General features: G+C 72.3%; 24 protein-coding genes. 19 read left to right on the top strand and 5 right to left on the bottom strand.

The window, feature by feature from the left end; translation table 11 throughout:
* Positions 1 to 4: 4 nt before the first annotated feature.
* Positions 5 to 697: a SanA/YdcF family protein gene (locus HD597_RS11080; protein ID WP_253741918.1), complete on the bottom strand. Its 693-nt coding sequence runs from the start codon at positions 695 to 697 to the stop codon at positions 5 to 7.
* A 62-nt stretch (positions 698 to 759) separates the two neighbouring features.
* Positions 760 to 1,746, bottom strand: coding sequence for a COX15/CtaA family protein (locus tag HD597_RS11085; RefSeq protein ID WP_253741919.1), 987 nt, complete (start codon positions 1,744 to 1,746; stop codon positions 760 to 762).
* A gap of 112 nt (positions 1,747 to 1,858) precedes the next feature.
* Between HD597_RS11085 and HD597_RS11090 the strand changes: the two genes are divergently transcribed.
* From HD597_RS11090 to HD597_RS11125, 8 genes are read left to right on the top strand one after another with little or no spacing between them, the layout of a single operon-like run.
* Complete coding sequence (locus HD597_RS11090) at positions 1,859 to 3,007, top strand: NAD(P)/FAD-dependent oxidoreductase (protein ID WP_253741920.1); 1,149 nt, start codon at positions 1,859 to 1,861, stop codon at positions 3,005 to 3,007.
* Positions 3,004 to 3,246, top strand: a complete 243-nt coding sequence (locus tag HD597_RS11095; RefSeq protein ID WP_253741921.1) for a (2Fe-2S)-binding protein — start codon at positions 3,004 to 3,006, stop codon at positions 3,244 to 3,246. The genes HD597_RS11090 and HD597_RS11095 overlap by 4 nt, the downstream gene beginning before the upstream one ends.
* Entirely contained in the window at positions 3,243 to 4,916 is a 1,674-nt protein-coding gene (locus HD597_RS11100; protein ID WP_253741922.1) for an FAD/NAD(P)-dependent oxidoreductase, read from the top strand. The genes HD597_RS11095 and HD597_RS11100 overlap by 4 nt, the downstream gene beginning before the upstream one ends.
* Positions 4,917 to 4,944: 28 nt before the next feature.
* Complete coding sequence (locus HD597_RS11105; RefSeq protein ID WP_253741923.1) at positions 4,945 to 5,838, top strand: dihydrodipicolinate synthase family protein; 894 nt, start codon at positions 4,945 to 4,947, stop codon at positions 5,836 to 5,838.
* Positions 5,835 to 6,836 carry a proline racemase family protein gene (locus HD597_RS11110; RefSeq protein WP_253741924.1) on the top strand — a complete coding sequence of 334 codons (1,002 nt, stop codon included), beginning with the start codon at positions 5,835 to 5,837 and terminating at the stop codon, positions 6,834 to 6,836. The genes HD597_RS11105 and HD597_RS11110 overlap by 4 nt, the downstream gene beginning before the upstream one ends.
* Positions 6,836 to 7,801 carry a proline racemase family protein gene (locus tag HD597_RS11115; RefSeq protein WP_253741925.1) on the top strand — a complete coding sequence of 322 codons (966 nt, stop codon included), beginning with the start codon at positions 6,836 to 6,838 and terminating at the stop codon, positions 7,799 to 7,801. The genes HD597_RS11110 and HD597_RS11115 overlap by 1 nt, the downstream gene beginning before the upstream one ends.
* Entirely contained in the window at positions 7,798 to 8,874 is a 1,077-nt protein-coding gene (locus HD597_RS11120) for an ornithine cyclodeaminase family protein (RefSeq protein WP_253741926.1), read from the top strand. The genes HD597_RS11115 and HD597_RS11120 overlap by 4 nt, the downstream gene beginning before the upstream one ends.
* A gap of 32 nt (positions 8,875 to 8,906) precedes the next feature.
* Positions 8,907 to 9,575, top strand: a complete 669-nt coding sequence (locus HD597_RS11125) for a GntR family transcriptional regulator (protein ID WP_253741927.1) — start codon at positions 8,907 to 8,909, stop codon at positions 9,573 to 9,575.
* A gap of 257 nt (positions 9,576 to 9,832) precedes the next feature.
* Here the strand turns inward: HD597_RS11125 and HD597_RS11130 are convergent, their stop codons facing one another.
* Positions 9,833 to 10,744 (bottom strand): EamA family transporter, encoded by a 912-nt coding sequence (locus HD597_RS11130; RefSeq protein WP_253741928.1) that lies wholly within the window; start codon positions 10,742 to 10,744, stop codon positions 9,833 to 9,835.
* 125 nt (positions 10,745 to 10,869) lie between these two features.
* Between HD597_RS11130 and HD597_RS11135 the strand changes: the two genes are divergently transcribed.
* Positions 10,870 to 12,066, top strand: a complete 1,197-nt coding sequence (locus HD597_RS11135) for an MFS transporter (protein ID WP_253741929.1) — start codon at positions 10,870 to 10,872, stop codon at positions 12,064 to 12,066.
* A gap of 4 nt (positions 12,067 to 12,070) precedes the next feature.
* Here the strand turns inward: HD597_RS11135 and HD597_RS11140 are convergent, their stop codons facing one another.
* Together HD597_RS11140 and HD597_RS11145 are read right to left on the bottom strand one after the other, a co-directional pair.
* Positions 12,071 to 12,838 carry an ABC transporter permease gene (locus tag HD597_RS11140; RefSeq protein ID WP_253741930.1) on the bottom strand — a complete coding sequence of 256 codons (768 nt, stop codon included), beginning with the start codon at positions 12,836 to 12,838 and terminating at the stop codon, positions 12,071 to 12,073.
* Positions 12,835 to 13,743, bottom strand: coding sequence for an ABC transporter ATP-binding protein (locus HD597_RS11145; RefSeq protein ID WP_253741931.1), 909 nt, complete (start codon positions 13,741 to 13,743; stop codon positions 12,835 to 12,837). Before HD597_RS11145 ends, HD597_RS11140 begins: the two co-directional genes overlap by 4 nt.
* A 199-nt stretch (positions 13,744 to 13,942) precedes the next feature.
* On the opposite strand from HD597_RS11145, the gene HD597_RS11150 reads away from it, so the two are divergent.
* The 10 genes from HD597_RS11150 to HD597_RS11195 all read left to right on the top strand — a co-directional run bounded on the left by HD597_RS11150 (position 13,943) and on the right by HD597_RS11195 (position 23,853).
* Positions 13,943 to 15,172: a multidrug effflux MFS transporter gene (locus HD597_RS11150; RefSeq protein ID WP_253741932.1), complete on the top strand. Its 1,230-nt coding sequence runs from the start codon at positions 13,943 to 13,945 to the stop codon at positions 15,170 to 15,172.
* Positions 15,173 to 15,264: 92 nt separating this feature from the next.
* On the top strand, positions 15,265 to 15,966 hold the full coding sequence (locus HD597_RS11155; RefSeq protein WP_253741933.1) for a helix-turn-helix transcriptional regulator: 702 nt from the start codon (positions 15,265 to 15,267) through the stop codon (positions 15,964 to 15,966).
* The gene (gene sufB / locus HD597_RS11160) at positions 15,963 to 17,375 is read left to right on the top strand and encodes a Fe-S cluster assembly protein SufB (protein ID WP_080037103.1); all 1,413 of its coding nucleotides are present in this window, start codon (positions 15,963 to 15,965) and stop codon (positions 17,373 to 17,375) included. Before HD597_RS11155 ends, sufB begins: the two co-directional genes overlap by 4 nt.
* A complete protein-coding gene (sufD, locus tag HD597_RS11165) occupies positions 17,375 to 18,496 on the top strand; it encodes a Fe-S cluster assembly protein SufD (RefSeq protein ID WP_253741934.1) in 1,122 nt (373 codons plus the stop codon). The genes sufB and sufD overlap by 1 nt, the downstream gene beginning before the upstream one ends.
* On the top strand, positions 18,493 to 18,819 hold the full coding sequence (locus tag HD597_RS11170; RefSeq protein ID WP_253741935.1) for a non-heme iron oxygenase ferredoxin subunit: 327 nt from the start codon (positions 18,493 to 18,495) through the stop codon (positions 18,817 to 18,819). Before sufD ends, HD597_RS11170 begins: the two co-directional genes overlap by 4 nt.
* A gap of 4 nt (positions 18,820 to 18,823) precedes the next feature.
* The gene (gene sufC / locus HD597_RS11175) at positions 18,824 to 19,570 is read left to right on the top strand and encodes a Fe-S cluster assembly ATPase SufC (RefSeq protein WP_253741936.1); all 747 of its coding nucleotides are present in this window, start codon (positions 18,824 to 18,826) and stop codon (positions 19,568 to 19,570) included.
* Positions 19,567 to 20,823: a cysteine desulfurase gene (locus HD597_RS11180; RefSeq protein ID WP_253741937.1), complete on the top strand. Its 1,257-nt coding sequence runs from the start codon at positions 19,567 to 19,569 to the stop codon at positions 20,821 to 20,823. Before sufC ends, HD597_RS11180 begins: the two co-directional genes overlap by 4 nt.
* 2 nt (positions 20,824 to 20,825) lie before the next feature.
* Positions 20,826 to 21,266 (top strand): Fe-S cluster assembly sulfur transfer protein SufU, encoded by a 441-nt coding sequence (sufU, locus tag HD597_RS11185; protein ID WP_253741938.1) that lies wholly within the window; start codon positions 20,826 to 20,828, stop codon positions 21,264 to 21,266.
* Positions 21,263 to 21,622, top strand: a complete 360-nt coding sequence (locus HD597_RS11190; RefSeq protein WP_185103398.1) for a metal-sulfur cluster assembly factor — start codon at positions 21,263 to 21,265, stop codon at positions 21,620 to 21,622. Before sufU ends, HD597_RS11190 begins: the two co-directional genes overlap by 4 nt.
* Positions 21,623 to 21,933: 311 nt before the next feature.
* Positions 21,934 to 23,853, top strand: a complete 1,920-nt coding sequence (locus HD597_RS11195) for a DEAD/DEAH box helicase (RefSeq protein WP_253741939.1) — start codon at positions 21,934 to 21,936, stop codon at positions 23,851 to 23,853.
* Positions 23,854 to 23,895: the final 42 nt, after the last annotated feature.

A 23,895-nucleotide genomic window follows, 5' to 3' on the forward strand; every position in this document is an offset into this window, starting at 1 on the left:
GGGCTCAGGGCCCCGCGAGGATGCGGGTGAGCGAGACCTCGCGCGGGCCCGGGTAGACGGGGTCGGAGTGCAGGATCATGGCGTCGGCGAACGCCTTGGCGGTGGCGAACAGCTCACGGGCGGCGGAGGCGTACGTGGTCACGGCCCAGCGCCTGGCCGAGTCGTCACCCGCCCCGAACGCCTCCAGCCCCGCAGTCCTGCACAACGTCACGGCCCTGGGGAGGTGGAACTCCTGGGTCACCACCGTCACCCGCTCGGCCCCGAACACCTTGCGCGCCCGCACGCAGGAGTCCCACGTGTCGAACCCGGCGTAGTCCAGCACCATCACCGCGTCGGGGACGCCCTTGGCGCGCAGGTAGTCGCGCATGGCGGTGGGCTCGTCGTACTCCTTGCGGCTGTTGTCGCCTGACAGCAGCAGCGCCTTCACCTTGCCCGACAGGTACAGCTCGGCGGCGATGTCGAGCCTGCGGGCCAGCATCGGGGAGGGCCGCCCGGCGAACAGGCCGGCGCCGAGCACCAGCGCGGCCTGCGTCTCGGGCACCCGCCGGACCCAGCCCTCGTCCTCGGCCGTCGTCCGGTGCCCGGAGCTGCCGAGCCAGGCCCACGTCATGGGCGCCAGCGCGAGCACGCTGGCCAGCACCAGCCCCTGGTACGAGCGGCGCAGCACCTTCCGCGAGAGGCGGACTTTTCCCCGCAAAGCACACCTCTTCCGGGCCGGGGGAGTGGCGCATCTAACACCACATACCCTGGCATATCCGCTCAGACGACGGCGGCTGCTTCGGTGGGGGAGTGGTGCACGGAGGAAGGCTCGGGGTCGCGGGAGCGCAGCGACGTGACGACCCGCAGCGCGGCGATCCAGACCAGGGTCGAGCCGAGGACGTGCAGCAGCACCAGCAGGGCCGGGACGGCCAGGAACCACTGCGTGTAGCCGATCACGCCCTGCAGCAGCTCCACGCCCAGCAGGGCCAGCGCGGCCCGGCGGGCGGTGCGCGGGGCGTTGCTCACGTGCAGGGCGAACAGCAGCGCGAACGTGAGCCCGACCACCACGTAGGCGATGTCGGCGTGCAGCCTGGCGACGGCCTCGATGTCGAGGTCGAAGCGCGAGGCCATCTCGTCACCCGAGTGCGGCCCGGTGCCGCTGACCACGACCCCGGCCACCAGCAGCACGAACACGGCCGCCAGCAGTGCGTGGCCGAGCCTGCGGACGTCGCGGTGGGTGATCCTGCGCACGGGGCCGTCGCCCTCGCCCGCGCGCGCGTACAACATCCAGCAGGCGGCGATCAGCCCGCTGGACAGGAGGTAGTGCATGCCGACGGTGAGCGGGTTGAGCATCGTGCTGACCACCAGCCCGCCCCACAGGGCCTGCGCGATGATCCCGATCGGCTGCAGCCAGGCCAGGCGGATCAGGGAGACCCGGCGGGGCCGCATCCGCACGGCGGCCAGCCAGCAGGCGATGCCCACCGCCAGCACCAGGAACGTGAGCAGCCGGTTGCCGAACTCGACCGCCATGTGCAGCGGCGAGACCTCGGGATGCGCGACCGGGATGAAGCTGGTGGGCGTGCACCTCGGCCAGGTCGGGCAGCCGAGCCCCGACTCCGTCACGCGCACCCCCGCGCCCGTCACCGTGATGCCGGCGTTGACCACCACGGACGCCAGCGCCCAGCCACGCATCGAGCGTGCTGTCGGTGCCCAGAAGGACCGGATGAAACGCGCGAAGAGGTGGGGATTGTCCGTGGGTAGCTTCACGTCATCGATGGTAGGGGCCCCGTTGGCCGGTCCCGCCATCGGGAACCGGCTTCGCGGGGGCCGGGCTTCTCAAGCCGCAAGGTATGTGACATATTACTGAGAGGAGGTGGTGATGTCCGACGTGATCGTCGTCGGCGCGGGTGTGGTGGGGGCGGCCTGCGCCTACTATGCCGCGCGCGCGGGCCTCGACGTGACCGTGATCGACCGTGGCCCGGTGGCCGGCGGCACGACGGGCTCGGGCGAGGGCAACGTGCTGGTGTCCGACAAGGAGCCGGGCCCCGAGCTGGAGCTGGCCGTGCTGTCGAACCGGCTGTGGCGCTCGCTGGGCGAGCTCGGCGGGTTCGAGTTCGAGCCGAAGGGCGGGCTGGTCGTCGCCGAGACCGAGGAGGTCCAGCGGCAGCTCACCGAGCTGGCAGGCAAGCAGGGTGTCGAGCACACCCTGGTGCCGCCTCCGGAGCTGCGCGACTACGAGCCGCACCTGGCCGAGGGCCTGGCGGGAGGCGTGTTCTATCCGCAGGACGCCCAGGTGCAGCCCATGCTCGCCGCCGCCACCCTGCTCAGGCACGGCGCGGAGAGCTTCGGCCACGGCACGCTGCGGCTGCGGCTGGGCGCCACCGTGACCGGGATCATCCGCTCGGGCGACCGCGTCACGGGCGTGCGCACCTCCCAGGGCGACGTGCTCGGCGACGCCGTCGTCAACGCGGCGGGCACCTGGGGCGGCGAGGTGGCCGCGCTGGCGGGCGTGCACCTGCCCGTGCTGCCCCGGAGGGGCTTCATCCTCGTCACCGAGCCGCTGACGGCGCCGCTGATCAGGCACAAGGTCTACACCGCCGCCTACGTGACGAACGTGGCCAGCGACTCCGCCGGCCTGGAGACCTCGGCCGTGGTGGAGGGCACCCCCGCCGGGACCGTGCTCATCGGCGCCAGCAGGGAGCGCGTCGGGTTCGACAGGACGACGTCCGTGCCGGTGCTCGCGCGGCTGGCCGAGCAGGCGGTCGCGCTCTTCCCCGCGCTGCGGGACGTCCGCGCCATCCGGTCCTACTGCGGGTTCCGGCCGTACTGCCCCGATCACCTGCCCGTCATCGGGGCCGATCCGCGCGTGTCCGGGCTGTATCACGCGTGCGGGCACGAAGGAGCCGGCATCGGGCTCGCCCCGGCCACCGGTCACCTGCTCGCCCAGCTCCTCGCCGGACAGCGGCCCGACCTCGACCTTCAGCCCTTCCGCCCCGACCGCTTCCCCACGCCTGAGGAGGCCCTGTGACCTTCCACATCACCGTCGACGGCCGCTCCGTGCCGGTCGTGCCGGGGCAGACCATCGGCGCGGCCCTGCACGCGGCCGGGGTGCGCTCGTGGCGCTCCACCCGCTTCGGCGGGCGGCCGCGCGGCCTGTTCTGCGGGATCGGGGTCTGCTTCGACTGCCTGATCTCGGTGAACGGGCGGCCGCCCGAGCGGGCCTGCCTGCTGGAGGCCGAGCCGGGGGACGAGGTGGCGACGGCGTGAGGTACGACCTCGTGGTGGTCGGCGGCGGGCCCGCCGGCGTGGCGGGCGCGCTCACGGCGGCGCTGGCCGGGCTGCGGGTGGCGCTCGTGGACTCGGGCCTGCGGCTCGGCGGCCAGTACTTCCGGCACGCCGCCGAACCCAGGCCGGCGCCCGGGCTCGAACGGTTCCTGCGGCAGGCGCGGGCGCTCGACGCGCGTGCCGACGTGCTGCTGCGGCACCAGGTGTGGGCCGTTTCCCGCGAGCCGGACGGCGACCTGCTGGTGCACTGCGCCACCAGGGACGCGGCGGCGGCACAGGGCGGCGGCGCGGACGGCGGTGCGGGCGGCGGCGCGGATGGTGGCGCGGGTGGCGGCGCGGATGGTGGAGCGGATGGCCGGCGTGGTGAGCGGGCCGTGGTCTTGCGGGCGGGGCGGTTGCTGATCGCGACCGGGGCGCACGACCGGCCGCTGCCGTTCCCCGGCTGGGACCTGCCCGGGGTGCTCACCGCCGGTGGAGCGCAGGCGCTGCTCAAGGGCGGCGGGGTCGTGGCGGGGCGGCGGATCGTGGTGTCCGGCACCGGGCCGTTCCTGCTGCCCGTCGCCTCGGGGCTGGCCGGGGCCGGGGCGCGGGTGCTCGGCGTGTACGAGGCCAACGGCGGGCTCGGGCTGGCCGGGAACCCGGTGCTGGCCCTGGGCAAGGCGGGGGAGGCGGCGGGGTACGCGGCCGCTCTGGCCAGGCATCGGGTGCCGTACCGGACGCGCCAGGCGGTCGTCGCCGCCCACGGGGAGCGCGAGGTGGAGGCCGTCACCATCGCCCGCCTCGACCGCGACTGGAACGTCACGGCGACCCACGTCGTCCAGTGCGACACCGTGGCCGTGGGCTACGGCTTCGTGCCGCAGATCGAGCTCGGGACGCAGCTCGGCTGCGGGGTCCGCCACGACGTGGACGGCAGCCCGGTGCTGAGCGTGGACGCCGCCCTCCGCACCACCGTGCCCAGGGTGTGGGCGGCGGGCGAGCCCGTCGGGGTGGGCGGCTGGCGGCTGGCCGAACTGGAGGGCCGCCTCGCCGGCCGCGCCATCGTGGCCGACGCCCGCTCGGGCGCGGTGGAGGGCGTGCGTGCGGGTGTGCCGGACGCCGCCCGCTCGGGCGTGGTGGAGGGCGTGCGTGCGGGTGCGCCGGACGACGCCCGCTCGGGTGCGGCGACAGAGGGCCGTGCCGGGGTGGAGAGCGTGCCGGTCGCCGGTGGCGCGGGGGCGGTCGTGCCGCCGTTGTTCGCGCGCAGGCGGAAGCGGTGGCGGGCGTTCGGGGAGGCGCTGCAGCGCGCGTACCCGGTCCAGCCCGGCTGGCAGGGGTGGCTGCGTGACGACACGCTCGTGTGCCGGTGCGAGGAGGTGCCACTGGCCCGCGTACGTGAGGCGCAGGCGCTCGGCGCCACCGACGCGCGCGCGATCAAGCTGCTGGCCCGCCCCGGCATGGGCTGGTGCCAGGGCCGTATCTGCGGCTACGCCGTCTCCTGCCTGGCGGGAGAGCGGCCCCAGCCGCCCCGCCGCCCGGTCGCCCAGCCCGTCACCCTCGGCGCGCTGGCCTCACTCACGGCGCCCGACGGCGGCTCCGGCGGCGGCTCCGACGGCGGCGGCTCCGGTCGCGCCACCGGCACGGCCGCGACGCCCGACGACGACCTCGCTCACTGAAACCCCCCGACACCTGGAGGACCTCCCCATGGAACACCGCGGCAAGCCCTGGCAGGGCGTCATGGTCGCCACCGCGCTGCCCCTGCGCGACGACCTGTCCGTCGACTACGACGGCTACGCGGAGCACTGCCGCTGGCTGGTCGGCAACGGCAGCGACGGCGTCGTGCCCAACGGCTCGCTCGGCGAGTACCAGACGCTCACCGCGCAGGAGCGCACGAAGGTGATCGAGACCGCCGTCGCGGCCGTCGGCGGCGGCAACGTGATGGCCGGGGCGGGCGCGTACGGCGCCGCCGAGTCCCGCCGCTGGGCCGAGCAGGCGGGCGAGGCGGGCTGCGGCTCGGTCCTGCTGCTGCCGCCCAACGCCTACCGGGCCGACGAGCGGGCCGTCGTGGCGCACTACCGGGAGGTCGCCAAGGCCGGCGTGCCGATCGTGGCCTACAACAACCCCTACGACACCAAGGTGGACCTGACCCCCGCGCTGCTGGCCAGGCTGCACGAGGAGGGGCTGATCGTGGCGGTCAAGGAGTTCAGCGGCGACGTGCGCAGGGCGTACGAGCTGGCCGAGCTGGCGCCCGAGCTGGACCTGCTGGTCGGCTCCGACGACGTGCTGCTGGAGCTGGCCGTGGCCGGCGCGGTCGGCTGGATCGCCGGCTACCCCAACGCGCTGCCCGTCTCCAGCAGCGCCCTCTACCGCGCGGCGGTGGCGGGCGACCTGGAGACGGCGTTGCCGCTGTACCGGGCCCTGCACCCGCTGCTGCGCTGGGATTCCAAGACCGAGTTCGTGCAGGCCATCAAGCTGTCCATGGACCTGGCCGGCCGTCACGGCGGCCCGTGCAGGCACCCCAGGCAGCCGCTGACGGACGAGCAGGCCGCTATCGTGCGTGCGGCGACCGAGAAGGCACTGGCAGAGGGGCTGCGATGAGGACCAAGCGCGTATTCCACGCCGTCGACTCCCACACCGAGGGCATGCCCACCCGGGTGATCACCGGCGGCATCGGCGTGATCCCCGGCGCGAGCATGGCGGAGCGGCGCGTGTACTTCCGCGACCATCTCGACCACATCCGCACCCTGCTGATGACGGAGCCGCGCGGCCACTCGGCCATGAGCGGCGCCATCCTCCAGCCGCCGACCAGGCCGGACGCCGACTACGGCGTGCTGTTCATCGAGGTGTCCGGGCTGCTGCCGATGTGCGGGCACGGCACGATCGGCGTGGCCACCGTGCTGGTCGAGACCGGCATGGTGGAGGTGGTCGAGCCCGTCACGACCGTGCGCCTGGAGGTGCCCGCCGGGCTCGTCGAGGTGGACGTGGCCGTCGAGGACGGCATGGCCATGTCGGTGACGCTGCGCAACGTGCCGTCCTACTGCGACCGGCTGGACGCCACGGTGACCGTCCCGGGGTTCGGGGAGATCCCGTACGACCTCGCGTACGGCGGCAACTTCTACGCCGTCGTGAACCTCGACCACTACGGCCTGCCCTTCGACCGCAAGGCCAAGAACGAGATCATCGCGGCCGGCCTGGCCACCATGGAGGCCATCAACGCCGCCGACGAGCCCGTGCACGCGGAGGACTCCCGCATCCGCGGCTGCCACCACGTCTACTTCGCCGCCCCCGGCTCCGACGCCCACCACTCGCGGCACGCCATGGCCATCCACCCGGGCTGGTTCGACCGCTCGCCCTGCGGCACCGGCACCAGCGCCCGCATGGCCCAGCTGCACGCCAGGGGCGAGCTGCCGCTCGGCCAGGACTTCACGAACGAGTCGTTCATCGGCACCCGCTTCATCGGGCGGCTGCTGGAGGAGACCACGGTGGGCGGCCGGCCGGCGGTCCTGCCGTCGATCACCGGGCGGGCCTGGATCACCGGCACCGCCCAGTACTTCCTCGACCCGCGCGACCCGTTCCCGGCGGGGTTCGAGCTCTGATGCTGACGACGGTCGACTACCACACGGCGGGGGAGCCGTTCAGGATCGTGACGGGCGGGGTGCCCGCGATCCCCGGCTCCAGCGTGCTCGACCGCCGCACCACCGCGATGGCGGAGCTGGACGGCGTGCGGCGGCTGCTGTGCAACGAGCCGCGCGGGCACGCCGACATGTACGGCTGCTTCCTGGTGCCCCCGGACGACCCGGGGGCGCGTTTCGGAGCGCTGTTCTGGCACAAGGACGGCTTCTCCACCGCCTGCGGGCACGGCACCATCGCACTGGGCGTGCACGCCGTGCGCGAGGGCCTGGTCGAGGCCGCCCCGGACGGCGTGACGGACGTCGTCATCGACGTGCCCTCGGGCCGCGTCCGGGCCAGGGTGCGGCTGTCCGGAGGCCGGATCGAGGGCGTCACGTTCGTCAACGTGCCCTCGTTCGTGATCGCCCGCGACGTGCCCGTCGCGGGCCTGCGCGCCGGCGTCTCCTACGGCGGCGCCATCTACGCCTCGGTTCGTGCCTCCGACGTCGGGCTGCGGGTGGAGCCCCGGCACCTGAACGCCCTCATCGAGCACGCCCGGCGGATCAAGGCCGAACTGTCGGGGCACCCGGCCGCCGTCCACCCGTCAGACGAGCGGCTGTCCGGCGTGTACGGGGTGATCTTCTACGAGGAGCTGCCGGACCTGGACGGGATCAGGCGGCAGCGCAACGTCACCGTGTTCGCCGACGGCGAGGTGGACCGCTCGCCGTGCGGCTCCGGCACCGCCGCCAGGATGGCGCTGCTGCACGACGCGGACAAGACGGGCGAGCTGGTGCACGAGAGCGTCGTGGGCAGCGTGTTCACCGCCCGCGTGCGGGAGGAGACGGACGAGGGCGTGATCGTGGAGATCGACGGCATGGCGTACCGCACCGGGCGGCACACCTTCGAGCTCGACCCCGCCGACCCGTTCCCGGCCGGGTTCACGCTGCGATGAGCGGGCTGCCGTACCTCGACGCCGCCGCCGTGGAGCGGCTGGTGCCGATGGGCCGGGCCGTGGACGTCCTGGAGGAGGCGCTGCGGGCGGGGCTCGACCCCGAGACGACCCCGCGGCGGCCGATCGTGGACCTGCCCGCCGGGCAACTGCTGCTCATGCCCGCCTCCACCCGGCGGTACGCGGGCGTCAAGGCCGTCAGCATCGCGCCGCGGAACCCGGAGCGGGGGCTGCCCCGGATCCAGGGCACGTACCTGCTGTTCGACGGCGACACCCTGGCCCCGCTGGCGGCGCTGGACGGGCTCGCGCTCACCTCGCTGCGCACGCCCGCCGTCTCCGCCCTCGCCGTCCGCCATCTCGCCGCTCCCGGCGCGCGGCGGCTGGTCGTGTTCGGGAGCGGGCCGCAGGCGTACGGGCACGTGCTGGCGCTGCGGGAGGTGCGGCCGGTGCGGGAGGTCACCGTGGTGGGCCGCGACGCGGGCCGGGCCGGGGAACTGGCCGCCCGCTGCCGCGCGCTCGGCCTGACCGCCCGCGCCCTGCCGGCCGCCCCGCCGCCGTCCGCCCCGCCACCGGCCGCCCCGCCGCGTTCCGACCAGCCGCCTTCCGCCCGGCCGGAGAGCGGCGAGGTGACGGAGCGGGTGACAGAGGCGGTGGCGGAGCGGGTGAAAGAGGCGGTGTCGGAGGCGGTGTCGGAGGCGGTGGCGGAGGCCGATCTGATCGCGTGCTGCACCACGGCCAGGCAGCCCCTGTTCCCCGGTAAGCTCGCCCGCGACGGCGTCACCGTCGTCGCGGTCGGCTCGCACGAGCCCGACGCCCGCGAGCTCGACGGCGACCTGATCGCCCGCGCCACCGTGGTCGTCGAGGCCAGGGCGGCCGCCCTGGAGGAGGCGGGCGACGTCGTCGTCCCGATCCGCCAGGGTACGATCACCTCTCATCATCTCGCCGGTAACCTCGCCGACCTGATCGCCGGAAGGGTGGTCGCCGGTCCGGGGCCGCGCGTGTTCAAGAGCACGGGCATGGCGTGGGAGGACCTCGTGGTCGCGGCTGCCGCCTACGAGTCCCGAATGAGGGCGTAGGCATGAGTGCGGACAGAGAAGGGGATGGGCCGATGGCTGCCGAGGACCGGCTCGACCTGCCGATGGTGGGGGAGCGGCAGAGCCTGCGCGAGCAGGTCGCGCACGCGCTGCGTGCCGCGCTGATCACCGGTGAGATGCGGCCGGGGGTGGTCTACTCCGCGCCGGTGCTCGCCGCCCAGTTCGGCGTCTCGGCCACGCCCGTGCGCGAGGCCATGCTCGACCTGGCCAAGGAGGGCCTGGTCGAGGCCGTGCGCAACAAGGGCTTCCGGGTGACCGAGCTGTCCGACCGCGACCTCGACGAGCTGACCGAGATCCGCCAGCTCATCGAGGTGCCCACGGTGGCCAGGCTGGCCGACAGCTCGCGGGCCGAGGAGTTCGAGCGGCTGCGGCCCATCGCCGAGGAGATCGTCGCGGCCAGCGAGCGGGGCGACCTGCTCGCGTACGTGGACGCCGACCTGCGCTTCCACGTCGAGCTGCTGTCGCTGTGCGGCAACGCCCATCTGGTCTCGGTGGTGCGCGACCTGCGCAACAGGGCCCGGCTCTACGGCCTGTCCCAGCTCTCCGAGCGCGGCACGCTGGGCGGCTCCGCCAGGGAGCACCTGGAGCTGCTCGACGGGCTCAAGAGCGGCGACGGCGCCGCTGTCGGCCACCTCATGGCGGAGCACATCGGCCACGTTCGTGGTATTTGGGCCGAGCACTGAGCGTTAAGTTCTGACATTCGGGGATCAGGCACTCCCCGATGGCGGTAATCTCGTTGCGAGCCGGCCGGGCGACGCCTCGCGCGAGCGCCGCCGGTTCCGCCGTTCCCGGTCCGCGACGGACCGGCTGATTCCGGCACATACCTGGTCAAGCGGACTCCCGCACTCCGCTGACCTTCACGGGCTCGGCACATCCCGCCCACCGAGCCGAGCCCTCCGCCGCGCGCCCGAGACCCCATCCCACGGGCGCGCGGCGGCCCTCATCTCCGCCTGCGGGTCGAGCCCAGGCTGGCGGCCACGATGCAGATGATCGCCGCCCACTGCTGCGCGTGCAGGATCTCGCCGAGCAGCAGCACCCCGATCAGCGCCGCGGCGGCGGGCTCCATGCTCATCAGGATGCCGAACACGTGCTTGGGCATGCGCCGCAGCGCCTGCAGTTCCAGCGAGTACGGGATCACCGACGACAGCAGCCCCACCCCCAGCCCGATGAGCAGCAGCTCGGGCTGCAGCAGGTCGGCGCCGCCGGTCGTGACCCCGATCGGCAGGATCGCCACCGCCGAGACGATCATCGCGAACGACAGCCCGCTCGTGCCGGGGAAGCGCCGCCCGGCCGCCGCCGACAGCAGGATGTACGCCGCCCAGCAGGCCCCGGCCACCATGGCGAACCCGATGCCCACCCAGCTCACCGACGACGAGTCGCCCCACGGGGCCAGCAGCACCACGCCCATCCCGGCCAGCCCGATCCACAGCAGGTCGATCCGCCGCCGGGAGGCGGCCACCGCCACGCCGAGGGGCCCGAGGAACTCGATGGCCACCGCGATCCCCATCGGCAGCCGCGCCAGGGCCTCGTAGAAGGTCAGGTTCATCACGGCGAGCGTCAGGCCGAAGCCGATGCCCACCGCCCAGTCGCGCCAGGCAAGCCCTCTCAGCCTGGGCCGGGCGATGGCCCCCATGATGAGCGCCCCGGCGGCGATGCGCAGGAACACCACCGCGCTCGGCGGCAGCAGGGCGAACAGCTCCTTGGCGAACCCCGCGCCGAGCTGCACCGACAGGATCCCGAGCAGCACGAGCCCCGAGGGCGGGATGGAGTCGGCCGCGGTGCGGAGCAGGTTCCCCGGCCGGGGCAGGCCAGGACCCCGGCCGATGGGGTCGTCGAGCGCGAACGCGGTCACGGGACTCCTCGTCAGGTACAGGAAGAGCAACCGTCAGAGCCTACTCAACGCGACCGACATCACCCGCACTAAGGTGGTACTACTGCCGACTGGATCATATTTCCGGACATAACCACCATGGACGTATGAAAGCCCCCGCGCCTCCCGTGAGCCTCGCCCGCCCCCCGCTGGCCCTGTCCGTGTCCGGATTCGTCAGCAGCTTCGACCGCTTCGCGGTGAGCCCCATGCTCGTGCTCATCGCCGCCGACCTGGACGCCTCGCTGTCGGCCGCGGTCGCCGCCGCCAGCGGTTACTACCTGGCCTACGGGCTGACCCAGCCGCTGTGGGGCCTGCTGTCCGACCGCTTCGGCCGCGTGCGCGTGATGCGCTGGGCCCTGTTCGGCGCGGCGCTGGCGGGTGCGGTCTCGGCCCTGATGCCGGTGCTGTGGGCGCTCGTCGTGGCCAGGGTCGTCACGGGCGCCTGCTTCGGCGCGGTGATCCCCACGGGGCTGACGTACGTGGGCGACACCGTCCAGCCCTCGGCACGCCAGCGCGCCCTCACCGACCTCATGGCCGCCGCAGCCCTCGGCACGGCGCTGGCCACGGGCCTGGGCGGCGTCGTCGCCGGCCTGATCGACTGGCGGGTGGCCTTCACCGTGCCCGCCGCCTGCGCCCTGGCCTGCGCGCTGTCGCTGCGCACGCTGCCCGAGCCGCCCCGCCACGAGAGCGCGGGGAACGGGGTGCTGGGCCACCTGGGGAGGGTGCTCGGGCAGCGGTGGGCGCTGCTGGTGTTCGCGCTCGCCTTCACCGAGGGGGCGATCATGCTGGGCGCCATGCCGTTCCTGGCTCCGGCGCTGCAGCACACGGGGCTGGCCGCCGCCGTGGCGGGGCTGTCGATCACCGCGTACGGGCTGGGGCTGTGGGGCTTCGCCAAGCTCGTCAAACGCCTGTCGGGCCGCTGGCCCGCGCCGCTGCTGATGGTCGTGGGCGGCGCGCAGCTCTGCGCCGGGTTCGCGATCGTCACCGTGCACATCAGCGTGCCGGCCGTGGCCGTCACGGCGCTGCTGCTGGGCGGTGGCTGGTCGTTCCTGCACTCCTCGCTGCAGACCTGGGCCACCTCGGTCGTGCCCGAGGCCCGGGGGACCACGATCGCCTTCTTCGCCTGCGCGCTGTTCGTGGGCAGCGCGGTCGCCTCGTGGGCCGCCGGGCCGCTGGCGCAGGACGGCCGGTACGGGCTGCTGTTCGGCCTGGCGGCCGGCGCGGCCATCCCCCTGACGGCGGTGGCCGCCCTCACCCGCAGCCGCTACGGCGCCCTGCGGGCCGAGCCGCCACGCCCGGAGTGAGCCCTCACTCCCAGCGGAACGTGCGCGAGACCAGCGCCAGCGACACCACCGCCCAGGCCGCGAGCACGGCCACCGGGACCAGCGGGAGCGCCGCGCCCTCGGCGAGCACCGCGCGCAGGCCGCCGGTCAGCGCGGAGATGGGCAGCGCCTCCAGCACGGGCCGCACCCCTTCGGGGAACTTGCTCAGCGGGAACATCACCCCGCCCGCCCCGAGCAGCACCAGGTAGACCAGGTTGGCCCCCGCCAGCGTGGCCTCGGCGCGCAGCGTGCCGGCCATGAGCAGGCCCAGCCCGCTGAAGGCCGCGGTGCCCAGCACGACCAGCAGCGCCGCGGCCAGGAACGAGCCCTGCGGCCGCCACCCCAGGGCCAGCCCCACGGCCACGATGACCACGGCCTGGATGATCTCCACGGCGGCGACCGCGGCCGTCTTGGCCAGCATGAGCCCGCTCCTGGACAGCGGGGTGGCGCCCAGCCGCTTGAGCACCCCGTAGCGGCGCTCGAAACCCGTGGCGATGGCCTGCCCGGTGAAGGCCGTGGACATCACGGCCAGCGCGAGCACGCCAGGCGCCAGGAAGTCGACGCGCCGGCCGCCGCCGACGTCGATCAGCGGCGCCAGCGAGAACCCGGTCAGCAGCAGCACCGGGATGATCAGGGTGAGCAGGAGCTGCTCGCCGTTGCGCAGCATCGCGCGGATCTCCGCGCCCGCCTGCGCCAGCACCATGCGCGGGAACGGCGCCGCACCGGGAGCGGGGCTGAAGTCGAGCGCGGTCATCGCAGCTCCCTGCCGGTCAGCTCGAGGAAGACGTCTTCGAGGGTGCGGCGCTCGATGCGCAGGTCGTCGGCCGTGACGCCCTCGGCCGCGCACCAGGCCGTCACCGTGGCCAGCAGCTCAGGCCCCACCAGGCCCTCGATGATGTAGTGCCCGGCCGGCGACTCCTTGGCCGCGCTGCCGGCCGGGAGCGCGTTGAGCAGCTCCTCCAGCGCCAGCCCCGGCCGCGCCCTGAACCTGAGCTGCCGCTCGGCCCCGGTCAGCGAGGCGGGGCTGCCCTCGGCCACCACGCGCCCCCTGTCGATGATCACGACGTGGTCGGCCAGCCGCTCGGCCTCGTCCATGTGGTGGGTGGTCAGCATCACCGACACCCCGGCCGCGCGCAGCTCGCCCACCAGCTCCCAGCAGGCGTGCCTGGCCTGCGGGTCGAGGCCGGCCGTCGGCTCGTCGAGGAAGACCAGCTCGGGCCTGCCGACGACGGCCGCCGCCAGTGACAGCCGCTGCTGCTGCCCGCCCGACAGCCTGCGGTACGGGGTGCGTACGTGATCGGTCAGCCCCAGCCGCTCCAGCAGCACGCCCGGGTCGAGCGGGTGCGCGTAGAAGCGCGAGACCAGCCGCAGCCACTCGGCGCAGCGCATCGCCGGGGGCACGCCGCCCGCCTGGAGCATGACCCCCACCCGCGCGCGCAGCTCGGGCAGCGCGGGCGCCAGCCCCAGGACCCTGACCGTGCCGGCGTCGGCCTTGCGGAACCCCTCGCAGATCTCCACCGTGGACGTCTTGCCCGCGCCGTTGGGACCGAGGACCGCGGTGACCGCGCCGCGTTCGGCGCGGAAGGTGAGGCCGTCGACGGCGGTGCTGCCGCCGTAACGTTTGACCAGGTCGACGATCTCGACGGCTGGGGAATCCATGGCCACGAGTTTAGGGACTCCGGCAGGCGGTCCGGGCCGCAGGTGAGCCGGAGCGTTCTGGCCAGGTCCGACACCCTGTCCTAGGAAGTTTCAGGAAATATCTGATGACCGGGAATTCGGAGGACCGGAACCTGGTTTGAGCTTCCGGCCCTCGTGGGCCTCAGACCGCCGCAGACCTACGAGGGAGAGGGGTTCACGCATGTCCGTGGCAGAGATCGCCACGCCCGCCGCCGTCCAGCAGAGTCAGAAGAGCCGCCGCGGACTGTTGCTGCTGATCCTCGGCGCGCTGTCGGCGATCGGGCCGCTGTCCATCGACATGTACCTTCCCGCCCTGCCGTCCATCACCGCCGAGATGCTCAGCGGTGAGGCGCAGGTCCAGCTCACCCTCACGGCCTGTCTCATCGGCGTGTCGCTCGGCCAGGTGATCGCCGGCCCGCTCAGCGACGTGCGCGGCCGGCGGGTGCCGCTGATGGTCGGCGTGGCCGGGTTCATGGTGGCCTCGCTGCTGTGCGCCTTCGCGCCCTCGGTGCCGATGCTCATCGCCTTCCGCCTGCTGCAGGGCATGCTGGGCGGCGCGGCGCTGGTCATCGTGCGGGCCGTCGTCCGCGACCTGTACGACGGCGCCGCCATCGCGCGCATCTTCGCCACGCTGATGCTGGTCAGCGGCCTGGCCCCGATCCTGGCGCCCATCGCGGGCGCGCAGCTGCTGACGTTCACCTCGTGGCGGGGCGTGTTTGTGGCGCTCAGCATCGCGGGGATCGTGCTGCTGCTGGCCGTGGTGGCGGGCGTGCGCGAGACGCTGCCCGCCGGGGAGCGAGAGAGCGGCGGGCTCAGGCACACCGTGAGCACGTTCTGGCACCTCCTGCGCGACCGCTCGTTCATGGGCTTCGCCCTGACCGGCGGCCTGTCGTTCGCGGCCATGTTCGGCTACATCTCGGGCTCGCCGTTCGTGCTCCAGGACGTGTACGGCGCCACGCCCCAGCAGTACTCCCTCATCTTCGCCGTGAACGCCCTGGCCCTGATCGCCACCTCCCAGGTCGGCGGCCGGCTGTCGGGGCGGGTGCGGCCCGTCCTGCTCGTGCGCGCCGGGCTCGGCGTGGCCCTGGCCGGCGCCGTCCTGCTGATGATCGCGGCGCTGGCCGACCTCGGCCTGGGGGGCATCGTGAGCGGGCTGGTCGTCATCATGCTGGGGCAGGGCCTCGTCCTGCCCGGTACCGGCGCGCTGGCGCTCGGCTCCCAGCCCGCGCAGGTCGCGGGCAGCGCCTCGGCGCTGACGGGCGTGCTGCAGTTCGCGCTCGGCGCGGCCGCGGCCCCGCTGGTCGGACTTGCCGGAACGGGCTCCGCGGTGCCCATGGCATGTGTCATGCTCGGGCTCTTCATCTGCTCGGCCCTGACGTTCTCGATCCTGGGCCGGGCAAAAGTTAGGTAAGGCTACACTGCGTGACAAATTCCATTCCCGCCCCTGCTCAGATCCGTTTGTGATGCGGGAAGGAATTACGGCACACTGATGTTGTGAAAAACATGCCCACGATGGAGCCCGGTGGTGAGCGCGGCACCCGCGCCCGCGTCGCCAGGCTGATTCTTGAGCATGGTCCTGTCGCGGCCGCGGCACTCGGCGAGCGGCTCGGGCTCACGCCCGCCGCCGTACGGCGTCACCTCGACGCGCTGCTGGCCGACGGGATGATCGAGCCTCGCACGGTCCGCCCGCGCGGACAGCAGCGCGGGCGCGGACGGCCGGCCAAGCTGTTCGCGATCACCGACGCGGGGCGCAGTGCTTTCGAGCACGCCTATGACGACCTGGCCGGCAGCGCGCTGCGCTTCCTGGCCGAGCGTTTGGGGCGAGAAGCCGTGGCCGACTTCGCCCGCGAGCAGGTGTCGAGCCTGCTCAAGCGGCTGGAGCCGGTCATGGCGACGGTGCCCGCGGACCAGCGCGTACAGGTGCTGGCGCAGGCGCTGTCGGCAGAGGGGTACGCCGCCTCGGCCAGCAAGGCCAAGTCGGGCGGCGACCAGCTCTGCCAGCACCACTGCCCGGTGGCGCACGCGGCCGCGGAGTTCCCGCAGCTGTGTGAGGCCGAGACGGAGGCGTTCGCGCAGCTGCTCGGCACCCCGGTGCAGCGCCTGGCCACGATCGCCCACGGCGACGGGGTGTGCACGACGCACGTGTCCCCGCAGTCCTTGGCCGATTCCGCACATAGAGACAAGAGCAAGGAGACCGGAAGGTGACTGTCACCGACCGCCCGGAGCTGGAAGGCCTCGGGAATTACAAGTTCGGCTGGGCCGACCCGGATGCCGCGGGCGCGGCGGCCAAGCGCGGCCTGTCCGAGGAGGTCGTCCGCAACATCTCCGCGCTCAAGAACGAGCCGGAGTGGATGCTCGACCTTCGCCTGAAGGGCCTCCGCCTGTTCGACAAGAAGCCGCTGCCCACCTGGGGCTCCGACCTCACCGGCATCGACTTCGACAACATCAAGTACTTCGTGCGCTCGACCGAGAAGCAGGCCGCTTCCTGGGACGAGCTGCCCGCCGACATCAAGAACACCTACGACAAGCTCGGCATCCCCGAGGCGGAGAAGCAGCGCCTCATCGCCGGCGTCGCGGCCCAGTACGAGTCCGAGGTCGTCTATCACAAGATCCGTGAGGACCTCGAGGAGAAGGGTGTCATCTTCGTCGACACCGACACGGGCCTGAAGGAGCACGAGGAGCTCTTCAAGGAGTACTTCGGCTCGGTGATCCCGGTGGGCGACAACAAGTTCGCCGCCCTCAACACCGCCGTGTGGTCCGGTGGCTCGTTCATCTACGTGCCGCCGAACGTCGAGGTCGAGATCCCGCTGCAGGCCTACTTCCGGATCAACACCGAGAACATGGGCCAGTTCGAGCGGACCCTGATCATCGTCGACGAGAACAGCTACGTGCACTACGTCGAGGGCTGTACCGCGCCGATCTACTCCTCCGACTCGCTGCACAGCGCGGTCGTCGAGATTATCGTGAAGAAGAACGCCCGCTGCCGTTACACGACCATCCAGAACTGGTCGAACAACGTCTACAACCTGGTCACCAAGCGCGCCGTCGCCTACGAGGGCGCGACCATGGAGTGGATCGACGGCAACATCGGCTCCAAGGTCACGATGAAGTACCCGGCCGTCTACCTCATGGGCGAGCACGCCAAGGGCGAGACGCTGAGCGTCGCGTTCGCCGGCGAGGGCCAGCACCAGGACGCCGGCTCCAAGATGGTGCACCTGGCGCCCAACACCAGCTCCAGCGTCATCTCCAAGTCGGTGGCGCGCGGCGGCGGCCGCACCTCCTACCGCGGTCTGGTGCAGATCGAGGAGGGCGCCCACGGCAGCGCCAGCACCGTCAAGTGCGACGCCCTGCTGGTCGACCAGATCAGCCGCTCCGACACCTACCCCTACGTCGACGTCCGCGAGGACGACGTCTCGATGGGCCACGAGGCCACGGTCTCCAAGGTCAGCGAGGACCAGCTGTTCTACCTCATGAGCCGCGGGCTCGACGAGGACGAGGCGATGGCGATGATCGTGCGCGGCTTCGTGGAGCCGATCGCGCGTGAGCTGCCCATGGAGTACGCGCTCGAGCTGAACCGGCTGATCGAGCTGCAGATGGAAGGAGCCGTCGGCTGATGGGCCTGAACGAGAAGCCCCTGTCGACCCTGCACGAGAAGGCGTCCTACGAGCTGGGCGACTTCGAGGTCCCGACCGGGCGCGAGGAGGCGTGGCGCTTCACGCCGCTGTCCCGCCTGAAGGGCCTGCACAACGGCAAGGCCGACCCGGTCGGGCACGTCCGCGTGGACGTGGACGCCGCCCCCGAGGTCACCGTCGAGACGGTCGGCCGCGACGACGCCCGCGTGGGCAAGTCGTTCATGCCGACCGACCGGGTGAGCGCCCAGGCCTGGAACAGCTTCGAGAAGGCCACCGTGATCACGGTGCCGCGCGAGGCCGTCACCTCCAAGCCGACCGTGCTCACGCTGACCGGCGAGGGCGACGGCGCCACCTACGGCCACATCGTGGTCAAGGTGGAGCCGATGGCCGAGGCCGTGATCGTGCTCGATCACAAGGGCAGCGCCGTCTACGCCGACAACATCGAGTTCGTCGTCGGCGACGGGGCCAGCCTGCGGGTCGTCAGCCTCCAGGACTGGGAGGACGACGCGGTCCACGTCTCCCACCACCACGCGCAGCTCGCCAAGGACGCCACCTTCCGCAGCTTCGTGGTGACGCTCGGCGGCGACCTGGTACGCCTGGCGCCCAGCGTCACCTACACCGCGCCGGGCGGCGACGCCGACATGTCGGGCGTCTACTTCGTGGACGCCGGGCAGCACCTGGAGCACCGCCTGCTGGTCGACCACTCGCAGCCCAACTGCAAGAGCAACGTCGACTACCGCGGCGCGCTGCAGGGCGAGGCCGCGCACGCCGTCTGGATCGGCGACGTGATCATCAGGGTCGAGGCCGAGGGCACCGACACCTACGAGCTCAACCGCAACCTCATCCTCACCGACGGCGCCCGCGCCGACTCGGTGCCCAACCTGGAGATCCTCACCGGCGAGGTCGCGGGAGCGGGGCACGCCTCCGCCTCCGGCCGCCTCGACGACGAGCACATCTTCTACCTCCAGGCCCGCGGCATCCCCTACGACGAGGCGCGCCGCCTGGTCGTGCGGGGCTTCCTCGGCCAGCTCGTCGAGAAGATCCAGATCGAGGAGATCCGCGAGCGCGTCATGGACGCGCTGGAGGCGGAGCTGTCCCGGTGAGCGCGTTCGAGAAGGTGTGCAAGGTCGCGGACATCCCCGACGGGGGTGTCATCGGCGTCGAGGTCGGCTCCGGCGAGACCCCGGTGGCGCTGGTCCGCAAGGGCGAGGAGGTCTTCGCCCTGCACGACGTCTGCTCCCACGCCGAGGTCAAGCTCAGCGAGGGCGAGGTGTACGACGGCACCCTGGAGTGCTGGCTGCACGGCTCGTGCTTCGACATCCACACCGGCAAGCCCACCGGGCCGCCCGCCACCCAACCCGTGAACGTCTACACAGTGAAGATCGACGGCGATGACGTCCTCGTCTCGCTCTCGAAGGAGTCCTAAGCACATGTCCACCCTTGAGATCCGTGACCTCCAGGTCGCCGTCGAGGACAAGGAAATCCTGCGCGGCGTCAACCTGACCGTGAAGGCCGGGCAGACCCACGCCATCATGGGCCCGAACGGCTCGGGCAAGTCGACGCTCGCCTACGCGATCGCCGGTCATCCCAAATACACGATCACCGGCGGCCAGGTGCTGCTCGACGGCGTGGACCTGCTTGAGCTGTCCGTCGACGAGCGCGCCCGCGCCGGCCTGTTCCTGGCCATGCAGTACCCCGTCGAGGTGCCCGGCGTCTCGGTGTCCAACTTCCTGCGCTCGGCCGTCACCGCCGTCCGCGGCGAGGCGCCGAAGCTGCGCGAGTTCGCCAAGGACCTCAAGAGCGGCATGGACGCCCTGTCCATCGACCCCGCCTTCGCCCAGCGCAACCTGAACGAGGGCTTCTCCGGCGGCGAGAAGAAGCGCCACGAGATCCTCCAGATGGAGCTGCTCAAGCCGAAGATCGCGGTGCTCGACGAGACCGACTCCGGCCTCGACGTCGACGCGCTGCGCGTGGTGTCGGAGGGCATCAACCGCTTCCGTGCCACCGGCGAGACCGGCGTGCTGCTGATCACGCACTACACCCGCATCCTGCGTTACGTGAAGCCGGACTTCGTGCACGTCTTCGCCGCCGGCCGGATCGTCGAGCAGGGCGGCCCCGAACTGGCCGAGAAGCTCGAGGCCGAGGGCTACGAGCAGTACACGAAGGCATCTGCATGACTTCCACCAGCTTCGATGTGGAGAAGATCAGGAAGGATTTCCCGGTCTTCTCCCGCGAGCTGCCCGACGGGCGACCGCTCGTCTATCTCGACTCGGGCAACTCCTCGCAGAAGCCCACCCAGGTCATCGAGACCATGCGGGAGCACCTGGCGCTGCACTACAGCAACGTCGGGCGCGCCATGCACGTGCTCGGCGCCGAGTCGACCGACGCCTTCGAGAACGCCCGCGACAAGGTCGCGGGCTTCGTGGGGGCGCCGTCGCGCGACGAGGTGATCTTCACCAAGAACGCCTCCGAGGCCCTCAACCTGCTGGCCTACTCCTTCGGCAACCGCGCCAACACCGACCCACGCTTCACCCTCGGCCCCGGTGACGAGATCGTCATCTCCGAGATGGAGCACCACTCCAACATCGTGCCGTGGCAGCTGCTCGCGCAGCGCACCGGAGCGAGCCTGAAGTGGTTCGGCGTCACCGACGAGGGACGGCTCGACTACGACCCCGCCGTGATCACCGAGCGGACGAAGATCGTCTCGATCGCCCACCAGTCGAACGTGCTGGGCACGGTCAACCCGGTGGCCGCGATCGCCGCACGGGCGCACGAGGTCGGGGCGCTCATCGCGCTCGACGCCTCCCAGTCCGTGCCGCACCACCCGGTGAACGTGACCGAGCTGGGCGCCGACTTCGTGGCCTTCACCGGCCACAAGATGGTCGGTCCCTCCGGCATCGGCGTGCTGTGGGGGCGGGCCGAGCTGCTGGAGGCCATGCCTCCGTTCCTGGGCGGCGGCGAGATGATCGAGGCGGTCTGGATGGACCGCTCGACCTACGCGCCGATCCCGCACAAGTTCGAGGCGGGCACGCCGCCGATCGTCGAGGCCATCGGGCTCGGCGCGGCGGTCGACTACCTCACCGAGATCGGGCTCGACGCCATCGAGGCGCATGAGCGGGAGCTGACGGCGTACGCGCTGGAGGCCCTGCGGGGGGTGCCTGCGCTGCGCGTGATCGGGCCGGATACGCTGGAGCAGCGCGGGGGCACGGTGTCCTTCACCCTGGAGGGCATCCACCCGCACGACGTCGGGCAGATCCTGGACGACCAGTTCGGCGTGGCCGTACGCGTCGGGCACCACTGCGCGCGCCCGCTGCACCTGCGGTTCGGAATACCCGCGACCACGCGGGCGTCGTTCTACCTGTACAACACCACGGGCGAGATCGATGCCCTGGTTCGCGGCCTGCATCACGTTCAGAAGGTGTTCGCATAGCCATGATCGGCGAGTCGATGTACCAGGAGCTGATCCTGGAGCACTACAAGCACCCGCAGGGGCGGGGGCTGCGCGAGCCGTACGACGCCGAGGTTCACCACGTGAACCCGACGTGCGGCGACGAGATCACGCTCAGGGTCAAGGTGGGCGACGCCGGCAAGATCCTGGACGTGTCCTACGAGGGGCAGGGCTGTTCGATCAGCCAGGCCGCCGCCTCGGTGCTGCACGAGCTGGCCACCGGTTCCACGGTGGACGAGACGCTCTCGGTCGTCGACGAGTTCACCCGGCTGATGCAGGGCAGGGGACAGGTGGAGGCCGACGAGGACGTCCTCGGCGACGCGGTCGCGTTCTCGGGCGTGGCCAAGTTCCCGGCGCGCGTCAAATGCGCGCTGCTTTCGTGGATGGCCTACAAGGACGCTGTTGTGAGGAGTGCTGGGCAATGAGCAAGCCGACGGAGACGCCTACCGGCTACGACGGTGACACGACCGTCGATGAGGTCATGGAGGCGCTCAAGGACGTCGTGGACCCCGAGCTCGGCATCAACGTCGTGGACCTGGGCCTGGTCTACGGGCTCAACCTCGACCCCGCCGACGGCGGGCAGCCCGTGTGCACCATCGACATGACGCTGACCAGCGCGGCCTGCCCGCTGACCGACGTGATCGAGGACCAGGCGCACTCGGCGCTGGACGGCATGGTCTCCGACGTGAAGATCAACTGGGTCTGGCTGCCGCCGTGGGGCCCCGACAAGATCACCGACGAGGGGCGCGAGCAGCTCCGTATGCTAGGCTTCAACGTCTGATCTTTCTGCTGTCACCCCTGACGGTAAACGTCAGGGGTTTGGCATGCATCGCGGTTTCGGAAAGTCCGGAGCCACGGCCGGGGAATATCCGATAACATCCCCGGCGTTGAGTTACAGGAACACCTGACGTCTCATCACGCGTCTCGCATCGCCTGCGGCCGGTGCCCGGGTGTGTCCCCCCTCATCTTCACCCCGCCCTCATAGCGGCGGGTGCCCTTGAACCTGGTGCGGCCTCCGGGGCCGCACATCCTGGCTCGTCCTTTCGCAGAAGTGACGCGCCACTTCGACGGAAAGGCACGACTTTCGTGACCATGCTTGACGCTGTCATGCCCTCGCTCGGCGACACCTCCGCTGCTGTGGACGACGCAGCGGAAATCCCCGCCGCCGAGCCGGGCCCGTCCGAGTTCGAGCTGCTCGGCCTGCCCAAGCCGCTCGTGAACGGGCTGGCCAAGCTGGGCTTCGACAGCCCGTTCCCCATTCAGAGCGCGACGATCCCCGACGTGCTCGCCGGCAACGACGTGCTCGGCCGCGGCCAGACCGGCTCCGGCAAGACGCTCGCGTTCGGCCTGCCCACCATGGCGCGCATCGCCGGTGTGAGGCCCGCTCCCGGCCGCCCGCGCGCGATGATCCTGGTGCCCACCCGTGAGCTCGCCCTCCAGGTGCACGACGCCCTCGAGCCCCTCGGCCGCGGCCTCGGGCTGCGCATGAAGGTCGTCGTCGGCGGCATGTCCATGGGCAAGCAGATCGAGGCGCTGCGGCGCGGGGTCGACGTCGTCATCGCCACCCCGGGCCGCCTCGGCGACCTGATCAGGCAGGGCGAGTGCTCGCTCGGCGACGTCGAGGTCTCCGTGCTCGACGAGGCCGACCACATGTGCGACCTCGGGTTCTTCCCCGTCGTCACCGACCTGCTCGCGCAGACCCCGGCCGACGGGCAGCGGCTGCTGTTCTCCGCCACGCTCGACGGCGACGTCGACAAGCTGGTGCAGCGCTTCCTCAAGGACCCGATCACGCACTCCGTGGCGCCGGCGACCTCGCCGGTCGACACCATGGAGCACCACGTGATGCAGGTCACGCGTGACGACAAGTTCGACGTGATCGCCGAGATCGCCAACCGTGAGGGCCGCACCATCATCTTCGTGCGCACCCAGCACGGCGTGGACCGGCTGTGCAAGCAGCTGGCCCGGGTCGGCGTCAAGTCGGGCGGCCTGCACGGCGGCAAGCGCCAGAACCAGCGCACCCGCATCCTGTCGGAGTTCCGCGAGGGCTCCATCAACGTGCTGGTCTGCACGGACGTCGCGGCGCGCGGCATCCACGTCGACAACATCAGCCTGGTGCTGCACGTCGACCCGCCGCAGGACCACAAGAGCTACCTGCACAGGGGCGGCCGCACCGCCCGCGCCGGCGAGAAGGGCACGGTCGTCACGCTGGTGCTGCCGAACGAGCGCCGCTCGACCGACGCGCTGACCCGCCGGGCCGGCATCCACCCGTTCCGCCTGAAGGCCACGCCGGGCCACCCCCGGGTCGCCGAGGTGACCGGGGCCCGCACGCCGAGCGGCGAGGCCATCCCCGTGTGGGAGCCGGACGTGCGCAAGCCGCTGCGTCCGCGCCGCGAAGGCGGCGCCTCCGAGCGCCGTGGCCGCCGTGGCCGCCGCGACTTCGACGGCGAGCGCCGCCCGCGCCGCCACGAGGACGGCGAGCGCCAGTTCGACGACCGTCGCCCGCGCAGGCACGAGGACGGCCAGCGGCAGTTCGACGACCGCCGGCCGCGCAGGCACGAGGACGGCGAGCGTCCCTTCAGCGCCGGTGAGGACCGCCGTCCGCGCAGGCACACCGAGGGCGAGCGGCCGTTCGGGCGCTCGCAGGAGCCGCGCACGTTCGGTGACGACCGCCGGCGTGACGGCGGCCAGGGACGCGGTGGCTACCGCTCCGACGACCGCCCGTTCCGCCAGGACGACCGCCCGTTCCGGCAGGACGACCGCGGCGGCGACCGCGGCCCGCGCTACAACTCCGACCGTGGCCGCCCGTTCTCGGGCGACCGCGACCGCGGTTACCGCGCGGACGACCGTCCGGCGCGCGACGGCTTCCGCTCGGGCGACCGCCCCGCGCGTGACGGTTTCCGTGCTGGCGACCGTCCGGCGCGTGACGGCTACCGCTCCGGCGCCGGCCGTTCCGACGAGCGCGGCAACGGCGGCTTCCGCCGCAACTCGGGCGGCCGCCGCTACGAGCGCTGACCGGCTGATCTCCTCGCTGCCCGCCGCACCTGTGAAGGTGCG

Origin of the sequence: Nonomuraea thailandensis (assembly GCF_024172165.1) — a bacterium.
GTDB lineage: Bacteria > Actinomycetota > Actinomycetes > Streptosporangiales > Streptosporangiaceae > Nonomuraea > Nonomuraea thailandensis.